This window comes from Streptococcus hillyeri (genome assembly GCF_041081565.1).
In the GTDB taxonomy this organism is placed as follows: Bacteria; Bacillota; Bacilli; order Lactobacillales; family Streptococcaceae; genus Streptococcus; species Streptococcus hillyeri.
In genome coordinates this window covers 1,413,125-1,433,505 of record NZ_CP163513.1, presented here as the reverse complement: position 1 = coordinate 1,433,505, position 20,381 = coordinate 1,413,125, and the positions used below count along the sequence as shown (strand labels likewise).

At 40.1% G+C, this 20,381-nt stretch carries 19 protein-coding genes, 1 tRNA gene and 1 other RNA gene; 17 read left to right on the top strand and 4 right to left on the bottom strand.

Annotation, left to right across the window (positions count from 1 at the left end; translation table 11 throughout):
• Positions 1–56 precede the first annotated feature (56 nt).
• A tRNA-Arg gene (locus tag AB6M99_RS06905) sits at positions 57–128 on the top strand.
• A gap of 962 nt (positions 129–1,090) precedes the next feature.
• Here the strand turns inward: AB6M99_RS06905 and AB6M99_RS06900 are convergent.
• Positions 1,091–2,251: an ISAs1 family transposase gene (locus AB6M99_RS06900; RefSeq protein ID WP_121836465.1), complete on the bottom strand. Its 1,161-nt coding sequence runs from the start codon at positions 2,249–2,251 to the stop codon at positions 1,091–1,093.
• A 117-nt stretch (positions 2,252–2,368) separates the two neighbouring features.
• Here AB6M99_RS06900 and ssrA point away from each other — a divergent pair.
• The 8 genes from ssrA (at position 2,369) to AB6M99_RS06860 (ending at position 10,240) form a co-directional block, all read left to right on the top strand.
• Positions 2,369–2,715, top strand: a transfer-messenger RNA (tmRNA) gene (gene ssrA / locus AB6M99_RS06895).
• A 44-nt stretch (positions 2,716–2,759) separates the two neighbouring features.
• A complete protein-coding gene (locus tag AB6M99_RS06890) occupies positions 2,760–3,404 on the top strand; it encodes a DUF3862 domain-containing protein (RefSeq protein ID WP_121834763.1) in 645 nt (214 codons plus the stop codon).
• A 247-nt stretch (positions 3,405–3,651) separates the two neighbouring features.
• Positions 3,652–4,200, top strand: coding sequence for a YutD family protein (locus AB6M99_RS06885; protein WP_121834762.1), 549 nt, complete (start codon positions 3,652–3,654; stop codon positions 4,198–4,200).
• Positions 4,201–4,366: 166 nt separating this feature from the next.
• Positions 4,367–5,464, top strand: coding sequence for a 23S rRNA (adenine(2503)-C(2))-methyltransferase RlmN (gene rlmN / locus AB6M99_RS06880; protein ID WP_121834864.1), 1,098 nt, complete (start codon positions 4,367–4,369; stop codon positions 5,462–5,464).
• Positions 5,464–5,982, top strand: coding sequence for a VanZ family protein (locus AB6M99_RS06875; RefSeq protein ID WP_369350467.1), 519 nt, complete (start codon positions 5,464–5,466; stop codon positions 5,980–5,982). The genes rlmN and AB6M99_RS06875 overlap by 1 nt, the downstream gene beginning before the upstream one ends.
• A gap of 136 nt (positions 5,983–6,118) precedes the next feature.
• Positions 6,119–6,607 carry an AAA family ATPase gene (locus AB6M99_RS06870; protein ID WP_142925585.1) on the top strand — a complete coding sequence of 163 codons (489 nt, stop codon included), beginning with the start codon at positions 6,119–6,121 and terminating at the stop codon, positions 6,605–6,607.
• A gap of 152 nt (positions 6,608–6,759) precedes the next feature.
• Entirely contained in the window at positions 6,760–8,502 is a 1,743-nt protein-coding gene (locus AB6M99_RS06865; RefSeq protein ID WP_121834759.1) for an ABC transporter ATP-binding protein, read from the top strand.
• Positions 8,492–10,240 (top strand): ABC transporter ATP-binding protein, encoded by a 1,749-nt coding sequence (locus tag AB6M99_RS06860; RefSeq protein ID WP_369350466.1) that lies wholly within the window; start codon positions 8,492–8,494, stop codon positions 10,238–10,240. The genes AB6M99_RS06865 and AB6M99_RS06860 overlap by 11 nt, the downstream gene beginning before the upstream one ends.
• 62 nt (positions 10,241–10,302) lie before the next feature.
• Here the strand turns inward: AB6M99_RS06860 and AB6M99_RS06855 are convergent, their stop codons facing one another.
• On the bottom strand, positions 10,303–10,701 hold the full coding sequence (locus AB6M99_RS06855) for a prepilin peptidase (protein WP_121834757.1): 399 nt from the start codon (positions 10,699–10,701) through the stop codon (positions 10,303–10,305).
• Positions 10,702–10,822: 121 nt separating this feature from the next.
• Between AB6M99_RS06855 and AB6M99_RS06850 the strand changes: the two genes are divergently transcribed.
• The 6 genes from AB6M99_RS06850 (at position 10,823) to pflA (ending at position 14,810) form a co-directional block, all read left to right on the top strand.
• The gene (locus AB6M99_RS06850) at positions 10,823–11,311 is read left to right on the top strand and encodes a DNA starvation/stationary phase protection protein (RefSeq protein WP_121834756.1); all 489 of its coding nucleotides are present in this window, start codon (positions 10,823–10,825) and stop codon (positions 11,309–11,311) included.
• Positions 11,312–11,366: 55 nt separating this feature from the next.
• Positions 11,367–12,098, top strand: a complete 732-nt coding sequence (locus AB6M99_RS06845; RefSeq protein WP_245962683.1) for a metallophosphoesterase — start codon at positions 11,367–11,369, stop codon at positions 12,096–12,098.
• 100 nt (positions 12,099–12,198) lie between these two features.
• A complete protein-coding gene (locus AB6M99_RS06840; protein WP_121834754.1) occupies positions 12,199–12,405 on the top strand; it encodes a YqgQ family protein in 207 nt (68 codons plus the stop codon).
• A gap of 86 nt (positions 12,406–12,491) precedes the next feature.
• Entirely contained in the window at positions 12,492–13,463 is a 972-nt protein-coding gene (locus AB6M99_RS06835) for an ROK family glucokinase (protein WP_121834753.1), read from the top strand.
• A gap of 9 nt (positions 13,464–13,472) precedes the next feature.
• Complete coding sequence (locus AB6M99_RS06830) at positions 13,473–13,862, top strand: rhodanese-like domain-containing protein (RefSeq protein WP_121834752.1); 390 nt, start codon at positions 13,473–13,475, stop codon at positions 13,860–13,862.
• 156 nt (positions 13,863–14,018) lie between these two features.
• On the top strand, positions 14,019–14,810 hold the full coding sequence (gene pflA, locus AB6M99_RS06825; protein ID WP_121834751.1) for a pyruvate formate-lyase-activating protein: 792 nt from the start codon (positions 14,019–14,021) through the stop codon (positions 14,808–14,810).
• Positions 14,811–14,935: 125 nt separating this feature from the next.
• Here pflA and AB6M99_RS06820 read toward each other — a convergent pair whose 3' ends face one another.
• Both AB6M99_RS06820 and AB6M99_RS06815 read right to left on the bottom strand, forming a co-directional pair.
• Positions 14,936–15,817: an AraC family transcriptional regulator gene (locus tag AB6M99_RS06820; protein ID WP_121834750.1), complete on the bottom strand. Its 882-nt coding sequence runs from the start codon at positions 15,815–15,817 to the stop codon at positions 14,936–14,938.
• Positions 15,818–15,904: 87 nt separating this feature from the next.
• Positions 15,905–17,110, bottom strand: coding sequence for an OFA family MFS transporter (locus AB6M99_RS06815; protein WP_369350465.1), 1,206 nt, complete (start codon positions 17,108–17,110; stop codon positions 15,905–15,907).
• A 224-nt stretch (positions 17,111–17,334) separates the two neighbouring features.
• On the opposite strand from AB6M99_RS06815, the gene AB6M99_RS06810 reads away from it, so the two are divergent.
• A complete protein-coding gene (locus AB6M99_RS06810; RefSeq protein WP_121834748.1) occupies positions 17,335–17,943 on the top strand; it encodes an NADPH-dependent FMN reductase in 609 nt (202 codons plus the stop codon).
• Positions 17,944–17,961: 18 nt separating this feature from the next.
• Positions 17,962–20,373: a flavocytochrome c gene (locus AB6M99_RS06805; protein ID WP_121834747.1), complete on the top strand. Its 2,412-nt coding sequence runs from the start codon at positions 17,962–17,964 to the stop codon at positions 20,371–20,373.
• Positions 20,374–20,381: the final 8 nt, after the last annotated feature.

The following is a 20,381-nucleotide window of genomic DNA, read 5'->3' as shown; positions in this document are numbered from 1 at the left end:
GACCTGTTTATCAGGTCTTTTATTTTTTTCTATTTCATGCTATAATATTTAAGTTCCCACTCTTAGTGTAATGGATATCACGCAAGATTCCGGTTCTTGAAATAGGGGTTCGATTCCCTTAGAGTGGATGAAATATAACAGAAAAAGCCTTTAAAATAAGGCTTTTTTACTATGTTGCCCCAATCTCGCCCCAAAAATTTCTGATTTGTTCAAATTCTTCTTCTTTGCTTTTTTCGAAAAGGTGCGAGTAAGTCTTAAGCGTTTCGTTGATATCTTTGTGCCCAACGATTTTTGAGATGGTGACAATGTTGACACCTTTATATACCAGATAACTATAGTGTTTTAGCTTTAAAATAGTAAACTCGTTTAAGATAAAATGTCTCAGTCACACTGAATTCCTCTTCAATATATGGTTGTTTTATAATATTTTATTGCTGGTATTTTCTGCAATCATTACGAGCGACGAAGTCGCCACAACTAGCACTTTCCGCAGTGGTGATAGAGAGTGGGACAGAAGTCATGATTTCGAAGAAATTGACTTCGTCGTCCCACCTCCGCACAGTTGATTAGGATGGCCGCTAACGATTGCGTGGTAGTAAAATAGTCCAGTGGACTATTTTAGGTGGACACTTGAAAATGAAGAAGTGTCCAGTTGCAGACCTCCAATCAACCACTGCGTCAATCTGTTATTACCATAAAAAATAGAAGGTTGAGATATTTATGTCCCAACCTCGTGGGGCTGAAATTGTCCAGTGGACAGTTTCAGCCTGAGCTTAGAAACCAGAGAGCGAAGGAGACCTAGGCTTGCCAAGAAGGAATGGAACTCTGTAGGAGGGGAGGTTGTGACACTGACTTCGTCAGCTTCATTTCCCACCTCAAAAGGTCTCCTAGACCTTTTGAGCGCCCCACACCACATTAGGAGAAGTGCTAACAAAAATACTAAATAAAAACTAATTGACTTTAAAAAATATTTTTGTTTTAGTTTGTCTGAGTTATTACAGCTTTTGATAGCAGGAGTTTGTGCATCTTGTGCACGACAAACGCATGAAATCTTCTATTTCCATTTTGCAAGTGTTGAAAGTTTTTTGCCCTAAAGCAATTGTTTTAAATACTTGTCAAAGGACAGACTTAGGGCATATTTCTTACGACGCAGACTCATCTTCTTTCCAAAATCTAACTGTTTTAATACCGCTAAACAGAATTTATCCATGACATTTAAATTAAATGCGAGTTGTTTATTCAAAGTCTTATTGGCATCTTCACGAAAAACAACATCTAGTAGCCAGTGCATACTCTCTATTTGCCAATGACCTCTCACATAGTCACACAACTCTTTAGCGCTAACCTGACAACTTAAAATAAAGTAGCGGGTTTCTTCGCTCTCTTGACCATTCTTTGTTATCTGAATACGCGCCCGTCCAATGCTTTGGATATGTCCCCAATCAGGATGCTCTTGACGTATCCACTCTGTATCAGTAATGACTTCATACTGTCTCAATTCAATCTGACCGTGCGCTTTCTCAAGCGTTTCATAGCTATCGTCAAAATTCTGAGAGAGTTCAAAATAGGGACGAATATCTTCTAGAAGGCTCTTTTGATTCTCTTTGACTGCTAGACAATAATCTGCTTTCTTCATGATAATCTTATCCGCAATAGCCTTTTGTGTGCCCATGGCGTCAATACTAATCATGCACCCTTTTACTGAAATCATGTCTAATAATCGTGGAATCGCTGTAATCTCATTGCTTTTTTCATCAGTCGCTACCTGGCCATACGAAATCCCTAAATCTGTCGCATAGGCTGAGACAATATGTAGGGCTTTTTGAGTTTGACTGCCATTACCACGGATAGTCTTCCCGTCAATGGCTACTAAACGTTTTGAAAGTTGTGGTAAGGTTTTAGATGATGAGTCACACGCTTCAAGAAGAGAAGTCCATATCTGTGTGAGTTCTACAAGAACTTGTGAATCTAAGGTCGCAAAAACACGTTGTAGAGTGTCATGAGAGGGAATGCCATTTTCTAATTTGAGAACGGTGCGTAAGGATTTCTCATAGGCAATACCAAACTCCTCTATCTCATCCCAGTGTTCTGCGCCTGATAAGCGAGCAAAGAAGATGAGAAGAACGATATCTGACAATAAGTGTTTAATTTTCCATGGGGAACGGTCGTCTCTAACAGTAATCAAGAAATTTAAAAGGTCTTCCATAACAAAATCCTCCACTTTTATTATAGCGAAGGATTTTGAATTCATCCATGAAAGTCTTTTCTGTAAGCCATATTTTCTTCATGCGTTTGTCGTGCATCTTGTGTTTAATGATTGCAAGTCAATCTAAAATTTGTTATACTTAGAAAGTATTTATACTCATAAGGGGTCGTTACGGATTCGACAGGCATTATGAGGCATATTTTGCAACTCGCGTGACGGCGTTAACGTTCAGTTAAATATAACTGCAAAAAATACAAACTCTTACGCTCTCGCTGCCTAAACACCAGCAAGCGTGACTTCTATGAGATTGCTTGTGTCCCATTAGAAGTCTTAAAACAGCAAGCTACGTTTAACTATTGTCTAGCTGGTTAAAAAGAGATTGATAGACTCGCAAGATTTGGGTTTGAGCTATGTATCGAAATCTTGTTAAATGAAGACATAGCCTATGGTTGTAGACGAATGTGTTGGCAGGTGTTTGGACGTGGGTTCGACTCCCACCGGCTCCATATCTTATTTGGCGGACTAGCTCTGCCATTTTTAAAAGGAAAAAAAGATGAAAAAACAGTTAATGATTCTTGGTGTTGTCTTATCACTCTTTGGGTTAGCGGCATGTGGTTCAAAAAAAGAAGCTAAGAAAGAGGCTGATCTTGCAAATACTGAACTAAATACTACTATTGTGAAAAAAGATACCACTCCGGCGCATCAGGATATTCGTCTCAAGTTTAACGAGATTGTATTAGCGACAGCTGCTAATGAGTTTAAAGGTGGGACAAATCTTGAGACGTTGAAGAAGATGTTTGGCGAGCCGGTTAGTCATGAAACCGTTCCAGCGGGTGATGTTTCTGTAGATCTTTATAGTTGGGCGTTTGATCAAGTGTCATTGCGTGTTCATCTTTACCAAGATAGCAGTATTGTTCGGTCGATTTCTAATTTTCAATTTAACCGAGAACAGACGATTACAAAATCGGCGGTGGATGCTCTGAAAGTAACACAAGGTGATAATCTTGGAGAGAGTTTTCAAGCGGTATCTGATAAATTGGGACAGCCTGATGTTATGTCTCAAGCGATGTCATCTGAAAAAGAAGAAATTCAAGCGGTTTGGACTAGTGGTCTTAAGACTGACAGTGGTGCAACTCTAATTCTTAATTTTGAAAATAATGCCCTAACTCAAATTGAGCAAACTGGTCTTAAGGATTAAGAAGCAACTAAACAGTTAGATCATGCTAAGAAGTCATCGGAACGGGTGGCTTTTTTGTTTCAGCTTAATGTTTGGTTTTTTGCTTCAGCTAGAAATATCCTGCCTTTCCCATGGACTAGCATGTTTTTACTAACAATTTTTTGGAAAATAGGGTATAATATTAAGGTTACAATAGTAGAAATAAATTGCGGGAGTCTTGGTAAACGATGCCCCTCTATAAATGAAGATATCAAAAGAAAGGATTGCGATGAGAAAAGAGATTTCTCCGGAAATGTACAATTATAATAAGTTTCCTGGACCAGTATTTGTTCATTTTGACCAGATTGTTAAAACGGATGACATTAGTTTGACGCTCTTGGATAATCACAAGGATGGTTTTGAATTAGAAGCTTTTAATCAGCGTTTTTCAGAATGGTTGCTCAAGTATGATTATATCGTTGGTGATTGGGGCAACGAGCAGCTCCGTCTTAAAGGGTTTTACAAGGATGATAAGCCAGTCGTTACTGGCAATAAAATTTCACATTTAGAGGATTACCTCAAGGAGTATTGTGCCTTTGGTTGTGCTTATTTTGTTTTGGAAAATGCAGAGCCTCGTGAAATGGTTTCAGAAGATGAAGAACCTTCAAAACGTCGTCGTAGACGTCGCCGTAAGCCATCAAGTGGTAAAGGGCAAAAAGAATTTAAAATGACGACTAATATTGATCGTGATAAAAAAGAGAGAAAGCGTCAGAGAATATCTGAACGCGAACTGACGGAGTCAGGTCAACATTTTACCATTCGTAAAAAAGAACGATAAATTTTAGAGAAAAAGAAAGGGATATTCGACTAGATAATAGCCGAATATGGGCAAACCTTGGAGAAGTATCATAGCATCTGCTTGGTGTTTAGAGCTCATAGGGATTTTAATAATGACTGAAGATGTAAAAGTAACAAGACCAAAGCGTCGTCCTAAATTAGAAGAAATGCCTGGTTATAAACCTTCTATTTACAATTTGACACAAGAACAGTTGATTGAGTGGGCGATTGAAAATGGTGAGAAAAAATTCCGTGCAACTCAAATCTGGGATTGGTTGTACCGTAAACGTGTCCAATCTTTCGACGAGATGACTAACATTTCTAAAGACTTCATTGCGAAATTAGATGAAAACTTTTGTATCAATCCGCTTAAACAGCGTATCGTTCAAGAGTCAAAAGATGGTACGGTTAAATATTTGTTCGAGCTTCCTGATGGGATGTTGATTGAGACGGTTTTGATGCGTCAGCACTATGGACTTTCTGTCTGTGTCACAACTCAGGTTGGGTGCAATATCGGATGTACTTTCTGTGCCTCTGGCTTGATTCCTAAGCAACGTGACTTGGTGAGTGGAGAAATTGTTGCTCAAATCATGTTGGTGCAAAAATATTTTGATGAGCGTGGTCAGGGAGAGCGTGTTAGTCATATCGTTGTGATGGGAATTGGTGAACCGCTTGATAACTATAACAATGTGATGAATTTCCTTCATGTGGTTAATGATGACAAAGGGCTTGCAATTGGTGCGCGCCACATTACGGTATCAACCTCTGGTCTTGCTCACAAAATCAAAGATTTTGCCAATGAAGGTGTGCAAGTCAATCTTGCTGTTTCGCTTCATGCGCCAAATAATGATTTGCGTTCAAATATCATGCGTATCAACCGCTCTTTCCCTCTGGAGAAACTCTTTGAAGCGATTGAATACTATATTGCAACAACTAACCGTCGTGTGACCTTTGAGTATATCATGCTTAATGAAGTGAATGACCATGTTGAGAATGCGCAAGAGTTGGCTGACTTGACTAAGAAAATTCGCAAGTTATCTTATATTAACTTGATTCCATACAACCCTGTCTCTGAGCATGATCAGTACAGCCGTTCGACAAAGGAAAGAACCGCTGCCTTCTATGATGTTCTTAAGAAGAATGGCGTTAACTGTGTTGTGCGCCAAGAGCATGGAACGGATATTGATGCAGCTTGTGGGCAACTTCGTTCAAATACGATGAAAGCAGATCGTCGTAAGGCGGTTGTTGAAGCGGCAGGTCGTTAATGTCTATTTTTTTTGATAAACAAGCAGAGCTAACCTCAAAAGGACGTCAGCTGACTTGGAGTTTGGTGATTATCTACTGTTTTCTTTTGGTTTTGCTTTGCTGGACGCCGCAATATGGAATTATTGAGGGTGTTGAGACCCCAAATGTTTTTTCAGTTGGAAGAATGGTATTTCTTTTAGTTCCCTTTAATTCCTTACTGAGTTTTGGTGAACTAGATAATTTAAAAGAGATTTCTTGGGTGATTGGGCAAAATCTGATGAATATTTTTCTCATTTTTCCCTTGATGTTGGGTTTGCTTGGTCTTTTTCCAAATCTGAGAAGTCTGAAGAAAATCGTCTTTCTAAGCTTTGCCATTTCCTTAATCATTGAAACGGGTCAGCTTGTGCTAGATGTGCTCATTGATGCTGATCGTGTTTTTGAGATTGATGACCTTTGGACAAATACACTTGGGGGAGCTATTGCTTTTTGGGCATTTAATAGACTCCAAACTTTATTGAGAGTGGGAGAGAAGTTGTAACTCCTTTTACTACTTAATTTTCAATCTTTGGATGATATAGCGTACAGAATTGTTTTAATATTCAACTAACTGCGTTAGACTATTATTATAAAAGAAGGCTGGGTTAAGTTTACCAGCCTTCCTTTCTTGGAGGTAGATGATGTATCAGAGAATAATGATTATTGGCTCTCCTGGGGCAGGGAAATCCACTTTCGCTCAATTATTAGCTCGAGAGTTGCAGCTTCCCCTTATCCATCTTGATAAGTTGAATTGGATTGATGACAAGGAGACTGTTTCTAAAGAGGTTTTCTTGGAGCGGTTAGACAAAGCAGTGGTGGGTAGTTCTTGGATCATTGATGGTAATTATGGTAGTTCTATGGAAGTTCGGCTCAAAAGAGCAGATCTGGTGATCTGGCTACAAGTACCACGCTTAGTCTGTCTATATCGTGCTGTCAAACGGTACCTGCACAGCCTTTTTCAAAAGAATAGTGCTGGAAATCCCAAAAGTATTGACTGGGACTTTATTCGTTTTATATGGGGTTTTCCAAAAAGTCATCAAAAGACAGAGGAACTTTTGGAACAATTCTCAACTGTAAAAGTGATAAAGGTGACCAACTCGAAGGATGCTTTGCATTTTTTTAGATAAAATACTTGACCTTAGACTAGGTCTAAGGTGTATGATAAAAGTTGTGTGTGCTGAAAATAGCGCGCAATAGATGAAAAGAAATTGAAAGGGAAACAGGTAGGTCTTTCTGTAATAAGTTTAAACCAATATTCAGAAAGTCTTACATTAAGATTATGCAAATTATAAAAAAATTATGGTGGTTTTTCTATCAAGAAAGACGCCGATATCTTATTGGGATTATTGCCCTGAGCTTGGTTGCAGTGCTTAATCTGGTCCCCCCTTTTGTGATGGGGGTTATTGTTGACCATATTGCCAGTCGGAGTCTAACGCTAACAGAATTGGCGCTTAATCTGGTTTATTTGTTACTGGCTTCGCTAGGCATGTACTTTTTACGCTATATTTGGCGGATGTACATTTTTGGAACATCCTATCGCCTAGGGCAAATCATGCGTTTTAGGCTCTTTGAGCATTTTACCAAGATGTCACCTTCTTTCTATCAAAAATACCGTACAGGTGATTTGATGGCGCATGCGACCAACGACATTAATTCTCTCACTCGTCTTGCTGGGGGTGGTGTGATGTCAGCGGTAGATGCTTCGGTAACAGCTCTAGTCACTTTAGCGACCATGTTTTTTAGCATTTCATGGCAAATGACCTTGATTGCTGTGTTACCTTTACCATTTATGGCTTTGGCAACAAGTCGTCTGGGACGTAAGAACCACGAATCATTCCGACAATCTCAAGCTGCCTTTTCAGACCTTAACAATAAGGTCCAAGAATCAGTTTCTGGAATTAAGGTGACCAAATCATTTGGCTACCAAGAGCAAGAAACGCAAGCATTCCAAGAAGTCAACGAAGCAGCTTTTGAAAAGAATCTGGTTTCCATGAAGTACAATGCGATGTTTGATCCGACAGTGATGCTTTTTGTAGGAGCCAGCTATGTCTTGACCCTTTTAGTCGGTTCTTATATGGTACAAGCGGGGCAGGTAACTGTTGGTAATCTTGTTACTTTTGTGACCTACTTAGATATGCTCGTTTGGCCTTTGATGGCTGTGGGATTCCTTTTCAATATCACACAACGTGGTAATGTTTCCTATGACCGTATTGCTGAATTATTAGATCAAGAATCTGATGTTCAGGAGACAGATAGTCCAGTTGAGGGGATTTGCAATGGTTGTTTAGAATACGCTATTGATCACTTCGCTTACGAGGGTGAACCTACTCTTGAAGCTATTCATTTTACTCTTGAAAAAGGTCAAACACTTGGCTTGGTTGGTCAGACAGGTTCTGGTAAGACAACCTTGATTAAGCTATTATTGCGTGAATACGATGTTAATGAAGGTTCCATTAAGTTAGATGGAAATGATATTCGTGATTATCGTTTGTCTGATTTGCGTGGTTTGATGGGGTATGTTCCGCAAGACCAATTTTTATTTGCGACAACAATCTTAGAAAATGTTCGTTTTGGAAATCCTGCTCTGCCATTGGAACAAGTGGAAAAAGCGACTAAGCTGGCTCAAGTCTATGATGATATTAAAGCGATGCCTGAAGGTTTTGATACTTTAATTGGTGAAAAGGGAGTTTCTCTTTCTGGGGGACAAAAGCAGCGCTTGGCCATGAGTCGTGCCATGATTTTGAATCCTGATATTCTGATTTTGGATGATAGTCTATCTGCCGTAGATGCTAAGACTGAGCATGCCATTATTGAAAATCTGAAAGAGACACGTGACCATAAGACAACGATTATCACAGCGCACCGCTTGTCAGCAGTAGTTCATGCCGACCTTATTTTGGTCATGCAAGATGGGCGTATCCTTGAGCGTGGAACTCATGAAGAACTGTTGGCGCAAAATGGTTGGTATGCTGAAACCTATGCTTCACAACAATTAGAAATGGAGGGTGTTGATGAAAACTAAACAAAATCAATGGGAAGTTCTCAAACGTCTTCTATCCTATTTAAAAAATTATAAATGGTTAACTGTTTTGGCACTAACTTTTCTTTTGACCACAACCGTTCTACAAACCATTATTCCATTGGTGGCTAGTCGCTTTATTGATGACTACCTTGGCAATATGACGCAGACAGCAGGTCTGATTTTGGTGGGGTATTATCTTCTTTACCTCTTACGCGCAGCTTTTTCTTACCTAGGTAATTTGCTTTTTGCGCGTGTTTCTTACAGCATTGTCCGAGATATTCGTCGTGATGCCTTTGCGACGATGGAACGTTTAGGGATGTCTTACTTTGATAAAACACCTGCGGGTTCTATTGTGTCTCGTTTGACCAATGATACAGAATCCATCAGTGAGATGTTCTCTGGAATTTTATCGAGTTTTATCTCAGCTATATTTGTCTTCACGGTGACGCTTTATACCATGTTGGTTCTGGACATTAAATTGACGAGTTTGGTTGTGATTTTCTTATCCTTCATCTTTATTCTTGTGAATTTATACCGTAAAAAGTCAACTGCTGTTATTGAAAAAACGCGTTCGCTTCTCTCAGATATCAACAGTAAATTGTCTGAAAGTATTGAAGGGATTCGTATTATTCAGGCTTTCAATCAGGAAGAGCGTCTCAAAGAAGAGTTTGATGCCATCAATGAAGAACATGTGCTTTACTCTAATCGCTTTATGGCTTTGGACAGTCTGATGCTTCGCCCTGCTATGTCACTTTTAAAACTTCTGGCTTATGCTGTTTTGATGGGCTATTTTGGGGCGATGGGAATGAAAACAGCGGTAACAGCTGGTACAATCTATGCTTTTATCCAGTATGTGAATCGTCTCTTTGATCCGCTTATTGAAGTCAGTCAAAACTTTTCAACGCTTCAAACCTCAATGGTATCTGCCGGTCGTGTTTTCAAACTGATTGATGAAACTGATTTTGAGCCTGTTCAAAATGATAATAGCAGTGCAAGGGTGACCCAAGGGAATATTGCCTTTAAAAATGTGAGTTTCTCGTATGATGGTAGCCGTAAAATTCTTGATGACATTTCCTTTGAAGTGAAAAAAGGAGAAACGATTGCCTTTGTTGGTCACACAGGTTCAGGGAAATCATCTATTATCAATGTTTTCATGCGTTTCTATGAATTTGCAGAAGGGCAAGTTCTTCTTGATGGTATTGATATTCGTGATTATAGTCAGGCTGAGTTACGAAAAAATGTTGGTCTAGTTCTCCAAGATCCATTCCTATATCATGGAACCATAAAATCTAATATTGCCATGTATCAACAGTTGACGGATGAAGAGGTTCAAGCAGCTGCAGAGTTTGTGGATGCAGATCAATTTATTCAAAAATTACCTGAAAAATATGATGCACCAGTTTCTGAGCGTGGGTCTTCGTTCTCGACAGGTCAGCGCCAGCTTTTGGCCTTTGCCAGAACGGTGGCTAGTCAGCCAAAAATTCTTATCTTAGACGAAGCAACGGCAAATATTGACTCTGAGACAGAAAGCATCGTGCAAAATTCTCTTGCCAAGATGAGGAAAGGTCGGACAACGATTGCTATTGCCCATCGCTTGTCAACTATCCAAGATGCCAATTGTATCTATGTGCTTGATAAGGGACGGATCATCGAGTCTGGCACCCATGAGGAGCTTCTAGCCTTGGGTGGCACCTATCATAAAATGTATGAACTCCAAGCAGGAGCCATGCAGAATTAAAAAGAATCTCTTAGCAAGTGCTAGGAGATTTTATTGGTATCGAAAAAATATTGTGACTATAGTTACAAACATCCTGTTCCTTTCTCTATTAAAACAAGCGCATAGCCCACAACTAAAAAGGGGATAAATGCTATTGTTTTTTGCTTATTGAGTTGAAGGAGGTAGAAAAAAATGCCTAGGAGACTTGCAAATTGGATAATCCAAAGAAGGTCTGTTAATGGATTTGCTAACCCTAGAGTTCCTAGATAGAAAAAATCTCCAGCTCCGATATTGATATTTCTCAGCATGGCAAAAAGTCCTAGTAGGCAGAGTAGGGTGAAAAGGAGATTGGCAGGGTAAAAGGGAAGCAGTAGTAGAGTCATTATGAGCCAGATGATTAAGGGATATTCTTGTGTTTTTATGTCGTAATAGCTGAGAATGAGTCCGAGTGTCAGGGTGTAGAGATAAAAGATATTTTCCATACTTTATTATTCGTAAAAGCAAAATATTTGACTTTTATTTAGAATTATTCTAAAATAAATACATCAACTGCTAGCAGTTGATTACTCAGTACATTTTCGTTTTAAGCTAAAGGAGGCTATTATGGCACTTGAAATTACCCCAAAAACTATTGATTTTCCAGAAACAAAATTGGTTTTGAACCAAGCAGTTGCAGATTTATCTAAGGCAATGTCAATTATTCATCAAGCTCATTGGTATGCGCGTGGCAAAGGCTTTATTGCATTCCATGAAAAAATGGATGAGTACATGGATGGTTTGGCAGATGCCTTGGATGAATTTAGTGAGCGCTTAATCATGCTAGGTGGTAAACCTTTTTCAACGCTCAAAGAATTTGATGAGGAGTCAAATTTGACAGAAATTCCAGGTTCTTACGATGTAACAATAGCAGAGCGTCTAGAACGTTTAGTAGAGCTTTATCGTTATTTGTCAGCTCTTTATCAGACTGGACTTGAAGTGACTGACAAAGAAGGTGATGATGTGACTAACGGTCTTTTTGCGGATGCTTTGGGCGATAGCCAAAAAATCATCTGGATGTTACAAGCAGAGCTAAATCAGGCTCCAAATCTTTAACCTATAGCCAAAAGCCTCCAAAAGGTGTATGATAAGTACACGTGGAGGTTTTTTCGTGAAAAAATTATTTGTTATAGGGGATGTGCATGGGGAGTTTGATCTCCTAGAGGCACTTTTGAAGCACTGGGACAAGGAAAGTCAGCAGCTCGTCTTTTTGGGAGATTTGGCTGATCGTGGCCCCAAATCAAAAGAGTGTTTTGAGAAGGTCATGGCGCTTGTTGAAAATGAGGGTGCGATCTGTATTACTGGTAATCATGAGGATATGATTTTACGCTGGTTGGATTCTCCTGAGGAAAAGATGGACTGGTATTTGCGCAATGGGGCGAAGGAAACTTTTGAAAGCCTTTTTTATCAAGGTATTCTTGATGAAAAGTCGCCTGATGAAATCGCAGAGCTTTTTAGGTCAGAGTATGGGGACTTGTTGGACTTTATCACCAATCTTCCTGTGTATTATGAGCATGATTACGCTATCTGTGTTCATGCCGGTTTTGATTTGACCTTGGAGAATTACAGGGGGACGGTGCGTTATGATGCGATTTGGATTAGGGAAGCTTTTTACGAGAGTGACCTTGTGCCAGATAAATTAATCGTTCATGGGCATACTCCGGTGACCTCTATCCGTCAAGATAAGCTGCAAACACAAGTCATTTATAAGAATAATAAGCTCAATATTGACGGCGGTGCTGTTTACGAGGGGAGTCTTCATGGTGTCGTGATTGGTAAGAACGGACTTGAAGCGGATTATCAGATTTTTCATCCCAACTATTTGAAACAAGATTTATCTTAGCTCTTTATCAAGTTCAATGCTTTTCAAAGATTTGTTCACAATTTGCAATCGTTTGCAAAAACTGCTTGAAAAAGAGCGGTTTTTTTGATACTATTCTTATATGAAAACACTTTACGATGTGCAACAGTTGTTAAAACGTTTTGGGATTATCGTGTATCTTGGCAAGCGCCTTTATGATATTGAACTGATGAAGATTGAGCTTGAAGGGCTTTATCAAAATGGCTTGCTTGAAAAAGAGGACTATATTTTAGCAGAATTAATTTTACGACGGGAGCACCGATTGGAAATGGAAAAGGAAAGGAAATAATCTGAGAGAAGTGACTAATTTGTGACGATGAGGGAAATTCAAAGTCCTATTTTAGTGATGTTCTCTATAGATTTGGTAGTAAAACGATGACAAAAAAATTATTAGGTATTGACCTTGGTGGAACAACTGTTAAATTTGGGATTTTGACACTTGATGGTGAAGTTCAAGAAAAATGGGCTATTGACACTAATATTTTGGATGATGGTAAACAGATTGTGCCAGATATTGTGGAGTCAATCAAACACCGCTTGGAACTGTATGGATTGACAAAAGATGATTTTGTTGGTATTGGTATGGGCTCTCCAGGGGCAGTTGATCGTGAGAAAAAAACAGTTACAGGTGCTTTCAACTTGAACTGGGCTAATACTCAAGAAGTTGGTTCAGTGATTGAACGTGAAATTGGTATCCCATTTGCGATTGATAATGATGCAAATGTGGCAGCTCTTGGTGAACGCTGGGTCGGTGCTGGTGAGAACAATCCTGACGTGGTCTTTATGACACTTGGGACAGGTGTTGGCGGTGGTATCATTGCTGATGGAAATCTTATCCACGGTGTCGCAGGTGCTGGTGGTGAAATCGGTCATATGATTGTAGAGCCAGACCATGGCTTTGCTTGCACTTGTGGAAGTAATGGATGCCTTGAGACAGTAGCATCAGCAACGGGTGTAGTGCGCGTGGCTCGTTTGTTGGCAGAAAGCTATGAAGGAGTATCAAGCATTAAAGCTGCTATTGATAATGGTGAAACAGTAACAAGTAAAGATATTTTTACAGCTGCGGCAGCAGGAGACAGCTTTGCTGATTCCGTTGTTGAAAAAGTTGGTTTCTATTTAGGCCTTGCAGCAGCAAATCTTGGAAGTATTCTTAATCCAGACTCGATTGTTGTTGGAGGAGGTGTGTCAGCAGCTGGGGAGTTTTTACGTAGCCGTATTGAAAAATATTTTAATCGCTATGCTTTTCCACAAGTTCGTAAAACAACTAAGATTAAAATTGCAGAGCTTGGAAATGATGCTGGTCTTATCGGTGCAGCAAGCTTGGCTCGACAATTTGTTACCAAATAAGGAGATACTATGACACCACTATCACTTATTTTATGGGGAATTTTGATTGTATGGGGGCTCTATTTAGCTTGGAATTATTTTCGTGTTCGACGTGCAGCAACTTTCTTAAGTTCTGAAGAATTTGAAGGTAAAATGCAAGGAGCACAGCTCATTGATATCAGAGATACGGGAAGTTTTCAGAAAAAGCATATCCTAAGAGCGCGCAATCTTCCAGCCCCTGGCTTTTCCCAGTCACTTGGAGCTCTTCGTAAAGATAAACCAATCCTTCTGTATGATGCCACTCGTGGTACAGAGCTGCCTAAAGTGATTATGACCTTGAAAAAGGCAGGCTTTAAGGATGTCTATGTTCTTAAAGATGGCTTTGATTATTGGCAAGGAAAGACTAAGATTGGAAAATAGATTGGGAAGCTGAGCTTGACAGTTTGCTCAGCTTTTATAGTACACAAAAAATGGGTTATTATAGCATAGACTTTTGAGGAATTGGTACAGAAAGCTAGGCAGAGGACCGTGAAAAGTGTATAATGAAAATAAGAAAAACGGTTACAAGGAGACGGCATGACTGACATTGATTACAAAAAGGTAACAGGAATGGTGCATTCGACAGAGAGTTTTGGTTCTGTGGATGGGCCTGGTATACGCTTCATCATCTTTTTACAAGGGTGCAAGCTCCGCTGTCAATATTGCCATAATCCTGATACTTGGGAAATGGTATCAAATAAAGCGACCGAACGTACAGTGGAAGATGTGTTGAAAGAAGCGCTCAATTTCCGCCATTTTTGGGGGAAAAATGGGGGGATTACAGTGTCTGGTGGGGAAGCAATGCTTCAAATTGATTTTCTCATCGCTCTTTTCACAGAGGCTAAAAAATTAGGCATTCACACGACACTTGATACCTGTGGGTTTGCCTATCGTCCAACACCAGAATATCACGAGATTTTAGACAAATTATTAGCTGTCACAGACTTGGTCTTGCTTGATTTGAAGGAGATTGATCCAGAACAGCACAAGGTCGTAACACGTCAACCTAATACTAATATTCTTAAATTTGCACATTACCTATCAGATAAAGGCATTCCGGTTTGGATTCGTCATGTTCTAGTTCCTGGTTTAACTGATATTGATGAGCATTTGATTGAGCTTGGTAAGTTTGTTAAAACCTTGAAAAACGTGGATAAATTTGAAATTCTGCCCTACCACACCATGGGGGAATTCAAATGGCGTGAACTTGGTATCCCTTATCCGTTGGAAGGGGTTAAACCACCGACACGTGAACGCGTTCAAAATGCCAAGGATTTGATGGAAACGGAAAGTTACACCGAATACATGAATCGTATGGCAAAAGTTTAATGTCTTTGAAAACTGATATGTTACTTCGTCGAGCTTTCATTTTTTGTCCAACATTTCATGCTTTTCGGTGACAAAATAATGATATGAGAACATAATACTTTATTTGAATGAGAGTGGAACAGAAGTTAAGATTTCTGTTTTACTCTTTTTTGTTTTCGATACTGGTTTGGCGTCATATGATAACGTTGTTTAAACTGACGATTAAAATTTGAGAGATTTGAAAAACCAACTTGCCTAGAAATTTCTGCGATAGGTAGCGTTGTTTGAATTAGGGCTTCACAAGCTTTATTTAGCCGTAATTGAATCAGAAAATCCATACAAGAACTTCCGGTGTGTAATTTAAAAATGCTCATGAAATGATTTTTACTATAACCGAAGTTATGAGCTAATTGTTCAATTGAGATGTCTTCTGCATAGTGCTCTTGGAGGAAATGAATCAAATCCTTTAATTTTTGATATTTCTGATAGGTATCGTCAGTGTAATGGCGATTGACATGGCGGTGCCTAAAGAGAAGATATAGTAATTCATGGAGTTTTGCTTTTAGAAGAATGTCATAGTAGAGGCTCTGTTCTTCTATAAGGGCAAAAAGGCTGAGCAGACAGTTTTTGATATTAGAATACCCTTCGTCGGATGGGCGTAGACAAGGTGTCAGATGGAAATGACCAGAATAAAGGGGTTGAATGTAACGCTGACTAAAGGTTTCAATCTGATGACGTCCAAGGTTATCTAGATGAATCCGAAAAGTTGTTGAGATTTCTTCCTTATCTTCTATAGGATGGATAGCATGTAGGGCAGTCGATTGGATAAAAATAATATCACCAGATTGACTTTCAAATTGTTCATTATTAATGTGGTAAGAAGCAGACCCCTTATGGACAAAGACAATTTCCAACTCAGGATGCCAGTGATACATGACATCGGGAAATCCATTTTTAATGTGTCCTTTTTCATAATCATATGGAAAACCAGAGGGATTATCTTTTAAAAAGCGGCTATATTTGACCATGGACATTCTCTTTCTGACAAATTTGTTTTCATTATACCAAAAAACTTCCTCGTATGAGGAAGTTTCAGATTGTAGACACAGAATGAACTAACTTTTCTTGTGCATTTTCATATAAACGAGGTTAAGTCCAAGTCCGACAAGTGCTAGGATGATAGCAACGTAGAAGGCTTGGCTATAGTTACCGTTGTTTGCGCTAGCCATTTGTACAGCAACACGTGGCGCAAAGAAGGCAGCTAGTGAATAACCTGTGAAGACAATACCGTAGTTGACTCCTTGATTAGCAGGTCCATAGTTTTCCATAACGATTGATGGAAAGACACCCATGACCCCACCGAAACAAATACCCAGACCAATAATTCCTAGAGTGAAACCAAATTGACCAGGAACAACGGTTAAGATAAAGAGCGCAGCAGCAACAACTGAGTAAATGATAAGAAGTGTTTTACTGCGACCTATTTTGTCTGAGACAGATCCCCAGATAAGGCGGCCGCTTGAATTAGCAATAGAGTAAAGAGATACGTAAAGAGCAGCAGTCCCAGCAGAAAGCCCAAACATTGACTGACCAATTGGTGATGCTTGTGAAGCAATCATAAGACCTGAGAAAGCACCCACGAAGAACATTGAGATAACGACGTAGAAAATAGGTGTTTTCAACATATCAGTCCAATTTTTATTAACAAGTCCTTGACGAGCCTGTGCTGGAGGGTTCCAACCTTCTGGTTTATAGCCTGCAGGCGCAGCCTTGATAAAGAAACTTGCAATAAGAACAATGATAATATAGGCAAGACCGATTGTACGGAAGGCAAATTTGGCGTCGTGACTTTGGATAAGAGCTGATGCAATTGGTGATGCGATTACGGCTGCAAATCCCATACCACCAGTCAAAATGCCAGAGGCTAGACCACGTTTGTCTGGGAAAAGCCGGAGTGTGTTAGATAATGCTCCTGAATAAGCGAAGCCTTGTCCCAAACCAGCCATCAAACCATAGGTAAGGTAAAGCATGGTAGGTGTTGAAGCATATCCTGTTAGGAAGAAGCCAGTAGCAAAAAGCAAAGCTCCAAGAGCAATGGTCCATTTGACATAACCTTTGTCAACAAGATAACCACCTAGGATCATGGGGATAGGGCCAATTGCAGAGTTAATGGTAAAAGCCATCATAATTTCTGGCATAGACCAGCCTGTCTGAGCGCTTAGCGGACCAGCAAAGACAGAGAAGGCATAGACAGCTCCAGTACAGAGCAAAATAGCAGTAGAAGCAGCAATGACTTGCCACCGGTTCAAAGTTTTCGACATAAGATATCCTTTCTAAAAGAAACTTTGTTTGTTTTTTCACGAAAAATATATCACAACATTGAAAACGATGTCAATAAGTTCAAATGAAAATTTGAAACTTTTTTCACAATCTGATACAAAAGTACGACAAAATAATACAATAGCACGAACTTTCTTGAGATAACGTTTACAAAAACTAGCGAAATAGTATAATGGTACTATAAAATTGTGAAAGAGGTAACATAATGAAATTAGTTGCTATTGTCGGTACCAATTCAGACCGTTCTACCAATCGCAAACTTCTCAAATTCATGGCAAAACATTTTGAGGAGCAGGCTGATATTGATATTTTGGAAATTAAAGATTTACCAGCCTTCAATGAACCAGAGGATAAGACAGCTCCAGAAACAGTTGCAGTGTTCTCTGAAAAAATACTGGCAGCAGATGGTGTGATTATTGCTACTCCAGAGTATGATCATACGATTCCAGCACCGCTTGCTTCTGCGCTTGAGTGGATTGCTTATACCAGCCGTGCCCTTGTCAATAAACCAACGATGATTGTCGGAGCCTCACTTGGCCTTTTGGGAACATCGCGTGCGCAGGCACATTTGCGTCAAATCTTAGATGCTCCTGAGCTAAAAGCGCGTGTTATGCCAGGGACAGAATTCTTCTTAGGTCACTCAGAACAAGTTTTAGATGATAACTGTCATTTGAATAATCCAGAAAAAGTGGCTGAGTTGGAAGAACATTTCGCAGAATTTGTCCAATTTGTAACCTTGACCAATCAATTGGTTAAGCCAGAAGATACTGACCGTAAAAAGTCTTTTATCTGGGAAGAGTGGCTAAAAGCGTAAGTTAGGAGGAATGAAGTGATGAAATTAGTAGCGATTGTTGGTACCAATGCGAAGAAGTCTTATAACCGCATGCTCTTGCAGTTCATGCAGAAGCATTTTGCGAAAAAGGCTGATATTGAGATTCTAGAAATCACAGACGTGCCGATGTTTAATGAAACAGACGACCAAACAGAGACGCCTGTTATTCAAAACTTTAACACTAAAATTACGGAAGCAGATGGGGTCATTATTGCGACACCTGAGCATAACCATACCATCCCATCAAGTCTTAATAGTCTCATTGAATGGTTATCTTTTAACGTCCATCCATTGGATGGCAAACCAACCATGATTGTTGGGGCGTCATACGATGTACAGGGGTCATCTCGTGCGCAATTGCACCTGCGTCAGATTTTAGATGCTCCTGGTGTTAATGCGACTGTTATGCCAGGGAGTGAATTCCTTTTAGGTCGTGCTCACCGTGCCTTTGATGAAAATGGTGACCTTGCCAATGAAGGAACAGTCGATTTCCTAGACAGTTGTTTCTTCCGTTTCTTGCGCTTTGTTGAAGTGGCCAATCAGCTCAATCTGCCAGAAGAAGTTCGTTTTGAACCGGGAACTTACTCAGTAACAACTGAAGGGCACAATGGTAAACTTCCAATGGAAGTGACCTTGTCTGAAGAAAAGATTGAAAAAATTGATATTGATTCATCTGGTGAATCATCTGGGATTGCAGATATTGTTTTTACTCGTGTTCCAGCTGAAATCATTGAAGGACAAACCCTTAATGTTGATGCCATTTCAGGTGCGTCAGTGACGTCAAATGGTGTCCTTGATGGGGTAGCGCGTGCCGTTAAATTAGCAGGAGGTAATCCAGATGTGCTCCGTAAACGCCCTAAAGCGCCTTCGGCTTTGGACAAAGAAGATAAGACCTATGAAGCTGATGTCGTTGTTGTCGGTGGAGGAGGAGCTGGACTTGCAGCTGCGGCAACTGTTATTCAAGAAGGCAAGAAAGTCATCGTCGTTGAAAAATTCCCAGCTGTCGGTGGCAATACCGTCCGTGCTGGTGGTCCTATGAATGCTCCAGACCCTGCTTGGCAAAATACTTTTGCGGCTAATCCTGGTGAAGCGCACAACCTTCAAGAATTGATTAACACCGATGAAGAAACCATTGATCCAGAATACTTAGAAGACTTTAGAGCCTTGAAAGGTGAGGTTGAAAAATACCTTGAGGATCCAACTTACCTCTTTGATTCGACTCTTCTTTATCGCATTCAGACTTATATCGGTGGGAAACGAACTGACCTTAATGGACAGGAAATTCATGGGAATTATGACTTGGTCAAAGTCTTAACGGAAAATGCTCTCGATTCTGTTCGTTGGTTGGAAGATATTGGGGTAGAGTTTGTTCGTGATGAAGTGACCATGCCAGTTGGTGCCCTTTGGCGCCGTGGTCACAAACCTGTTCAGCCTATGGGATTTGCCTTTATTTCTGTTCTTGACAAATACGTGCGTGAACATGGTGGAACAATCTTGACTGATTCACCTGTTAAAGAACTCATTGTTGAAAATGGAGCCGTTCGTGGTGTGATTGCAGAAGGGCGAAATGGTCAAACCATTACGGTAAATGCTAAAGCAGTGGTCATGGCATCAGGTGGTTTTGGTGCCAATACGAAGATGCTCCAACAGTACAATACTTATTGGACAGAAATTGACGATGACATTGCAACATCAAATACACCGGCTGTAACCGGTGATGGTATTCTCCTTGGGCAATCTGTTGGTGCCGACCTTGTTGGTATGGGCTTCAGCCAAATGATGCCAGTGTCAGATCCTGTGACAGGTGCGCTCTTCTCAGGGCTTCAAGTGCCACCTGCTAACTTTATCATGGTCAATAAAGAAGGAAAACGCTTCGTTGACGAATACGGTAGCCGTGACAAATTGTCTCAAGCTGCGATTGATAATGGTGGCCTTTTCTACCTTATTGCAGATGATAAGATTAAAGCGACAGCTTACAATACTAGTCAAGAAAAAATTGATGCGCAAGTTGCAGCAGGAACTCTTCACCGTGCCGATACCTTGGAAGAATTAGCAGAGCAAATTGGTGTCGATCCAGAAACATTGGTCACAACGATTAAAAACTACAATTCATACGTCGACGCAGGTTTTGACCCTGAATTTAATAAGGGTGGCTTTGACCTCAAATGTGAAGTGGCACCATTTTATGCGACCCCACGTAAACCGGCAGTGCACCATACTATGGGCGGCCTCAAAATTGATACCACAACACACGTTATCAATGAAAGTGGTGAAATAATCAAAGGACTTTATGCTGCTGGTGAGGTAGCAGGAGGACTCCATGCGGGTAACCGTCTAGGTGGTAACTCATTAACTGATATCTTCACCTTTGGACGTATTGCAGGTATTACAGCAGTCGCCGAAAATTGTTAATCGCGATG

Coding starts and splice junctions, on each gene's coding strand:
- AB6M99_RS06900 (WP_121836465.1), bottom strand. CDS start 2,251: ATGAATTCAAAATCCTTCGCTATAATAAAAGTGGAGGATTTTGTTATG.
- AB6M99_RS06890 (WP_121834763.1), top strand. CDS start 2,760: ATGAAAAAACAGTTAATGATTCTTGGTGTTGTCTTATCACTCTTTGGG.
- AB6M99_RS06885 (WP_121834762.1), top strand. CDS start 3,652: ATGAGAAAAGAGATTTCTCCGGAAATGTACAATTATAATAAGTTTCCT.
- rlmN (WP_121834864.1), top strand. CDS start 4,367: ATGCCTGGTTATAAACCTTCTATTTACAATTTGACACAAGAACAGTTG.
- AB6M99_RS06875 (WP_369350467.1), top strand. CDS start 5,464: ATGTCTATTTTTTTTGATAAACAAGCAGAGCTAACCTCAAAAGGACGT.
- AB6M99_RS06870 (WP_142925585.1), top strand. CDS start 6,119: ATGATGTATCAGAGAATAATGATTATTGGCTCTCCTGGGGCAGGGAAA.
- AB6M99_RS06865 (WP_121834759.1), top strand. CDS start 6,760: ATGCAAATTATAAAAAAATTATGGTGGTTTTTCTATCAAGAAAGACGC.
- AB6M99_RS06860 (WP_369350466.1), top strand. CDS start 8,492: ATGAAAACTAAACAAAATCAATGGGAAGTTCTCAAACGTCTTCTATCC.
- AB6M99_RS06855 (WP_121834757.1), bottom strand. CDS start 10,701: ATGGAAAATATCTTTTATCTCTACACCCTGACACTCGGACTCATTCTC.
- AB6M99_RS06850 (WP_121834756.1), top strand. CDS start 10,823: ATGGCACTTGAAATTACCCCAAAAACTATTGATTTTCCAGAAACAAAA.
- AB6M99_RS06840 (WP_121834754.1), top strand. CDS start 12,199: ATGAAAACACTTTACGATGTGCAACAGTTGTTAAAACGTTTTGGGATT.
- AB6M99_RS06835 (WP_121834753.1), top strand. CDS start 12,492: ATGACAAAAAAATTATTAGGTATTGACCTTGGTGGAACAACTGTTAAA.
- AB6M99_RS06830 (WP_121834752.1), top strand. CDS start 13,473: ATGACACCACTATCACTTATTTTATGGGGAATTTTGATTGTATGGGGG.
- pflA (WP_121834751.1), top strand. CDS start 14,019: ATGACTGACATTGATTACAAAAAGGTAACAGGAATGGTGCATTCGACA.
- AB6M99_RS06820 (WP_121834750.1), bottom strand. CDS start 15,817: ATGGTCAAATATAGCCGCTTTTTAAAAGATAATCCCTCTGGTTTTCCA.
- AB6M99_RS06815 (WP_369350465.1), bottom strand. CDS start 17,110: ATGTCGAAAACTTTGAACCGGTGGCAAGTCATTGCTGCTTCTACTGCT.
- AB6M99_RS06810 (WP_121834748.1), top strand. CDS start 17,335: ATGAAATTAGTTGCTATTGTCGGTACCAATTCAGACCGTTCTACCAAT.
- AB6M99_RS06805 (WP_121834747.1), top strand. CDS start 17,962: ATGAAATTAGTAGCGATTGTTGGTACCAATGCGAAGAAGTCTTATAAC.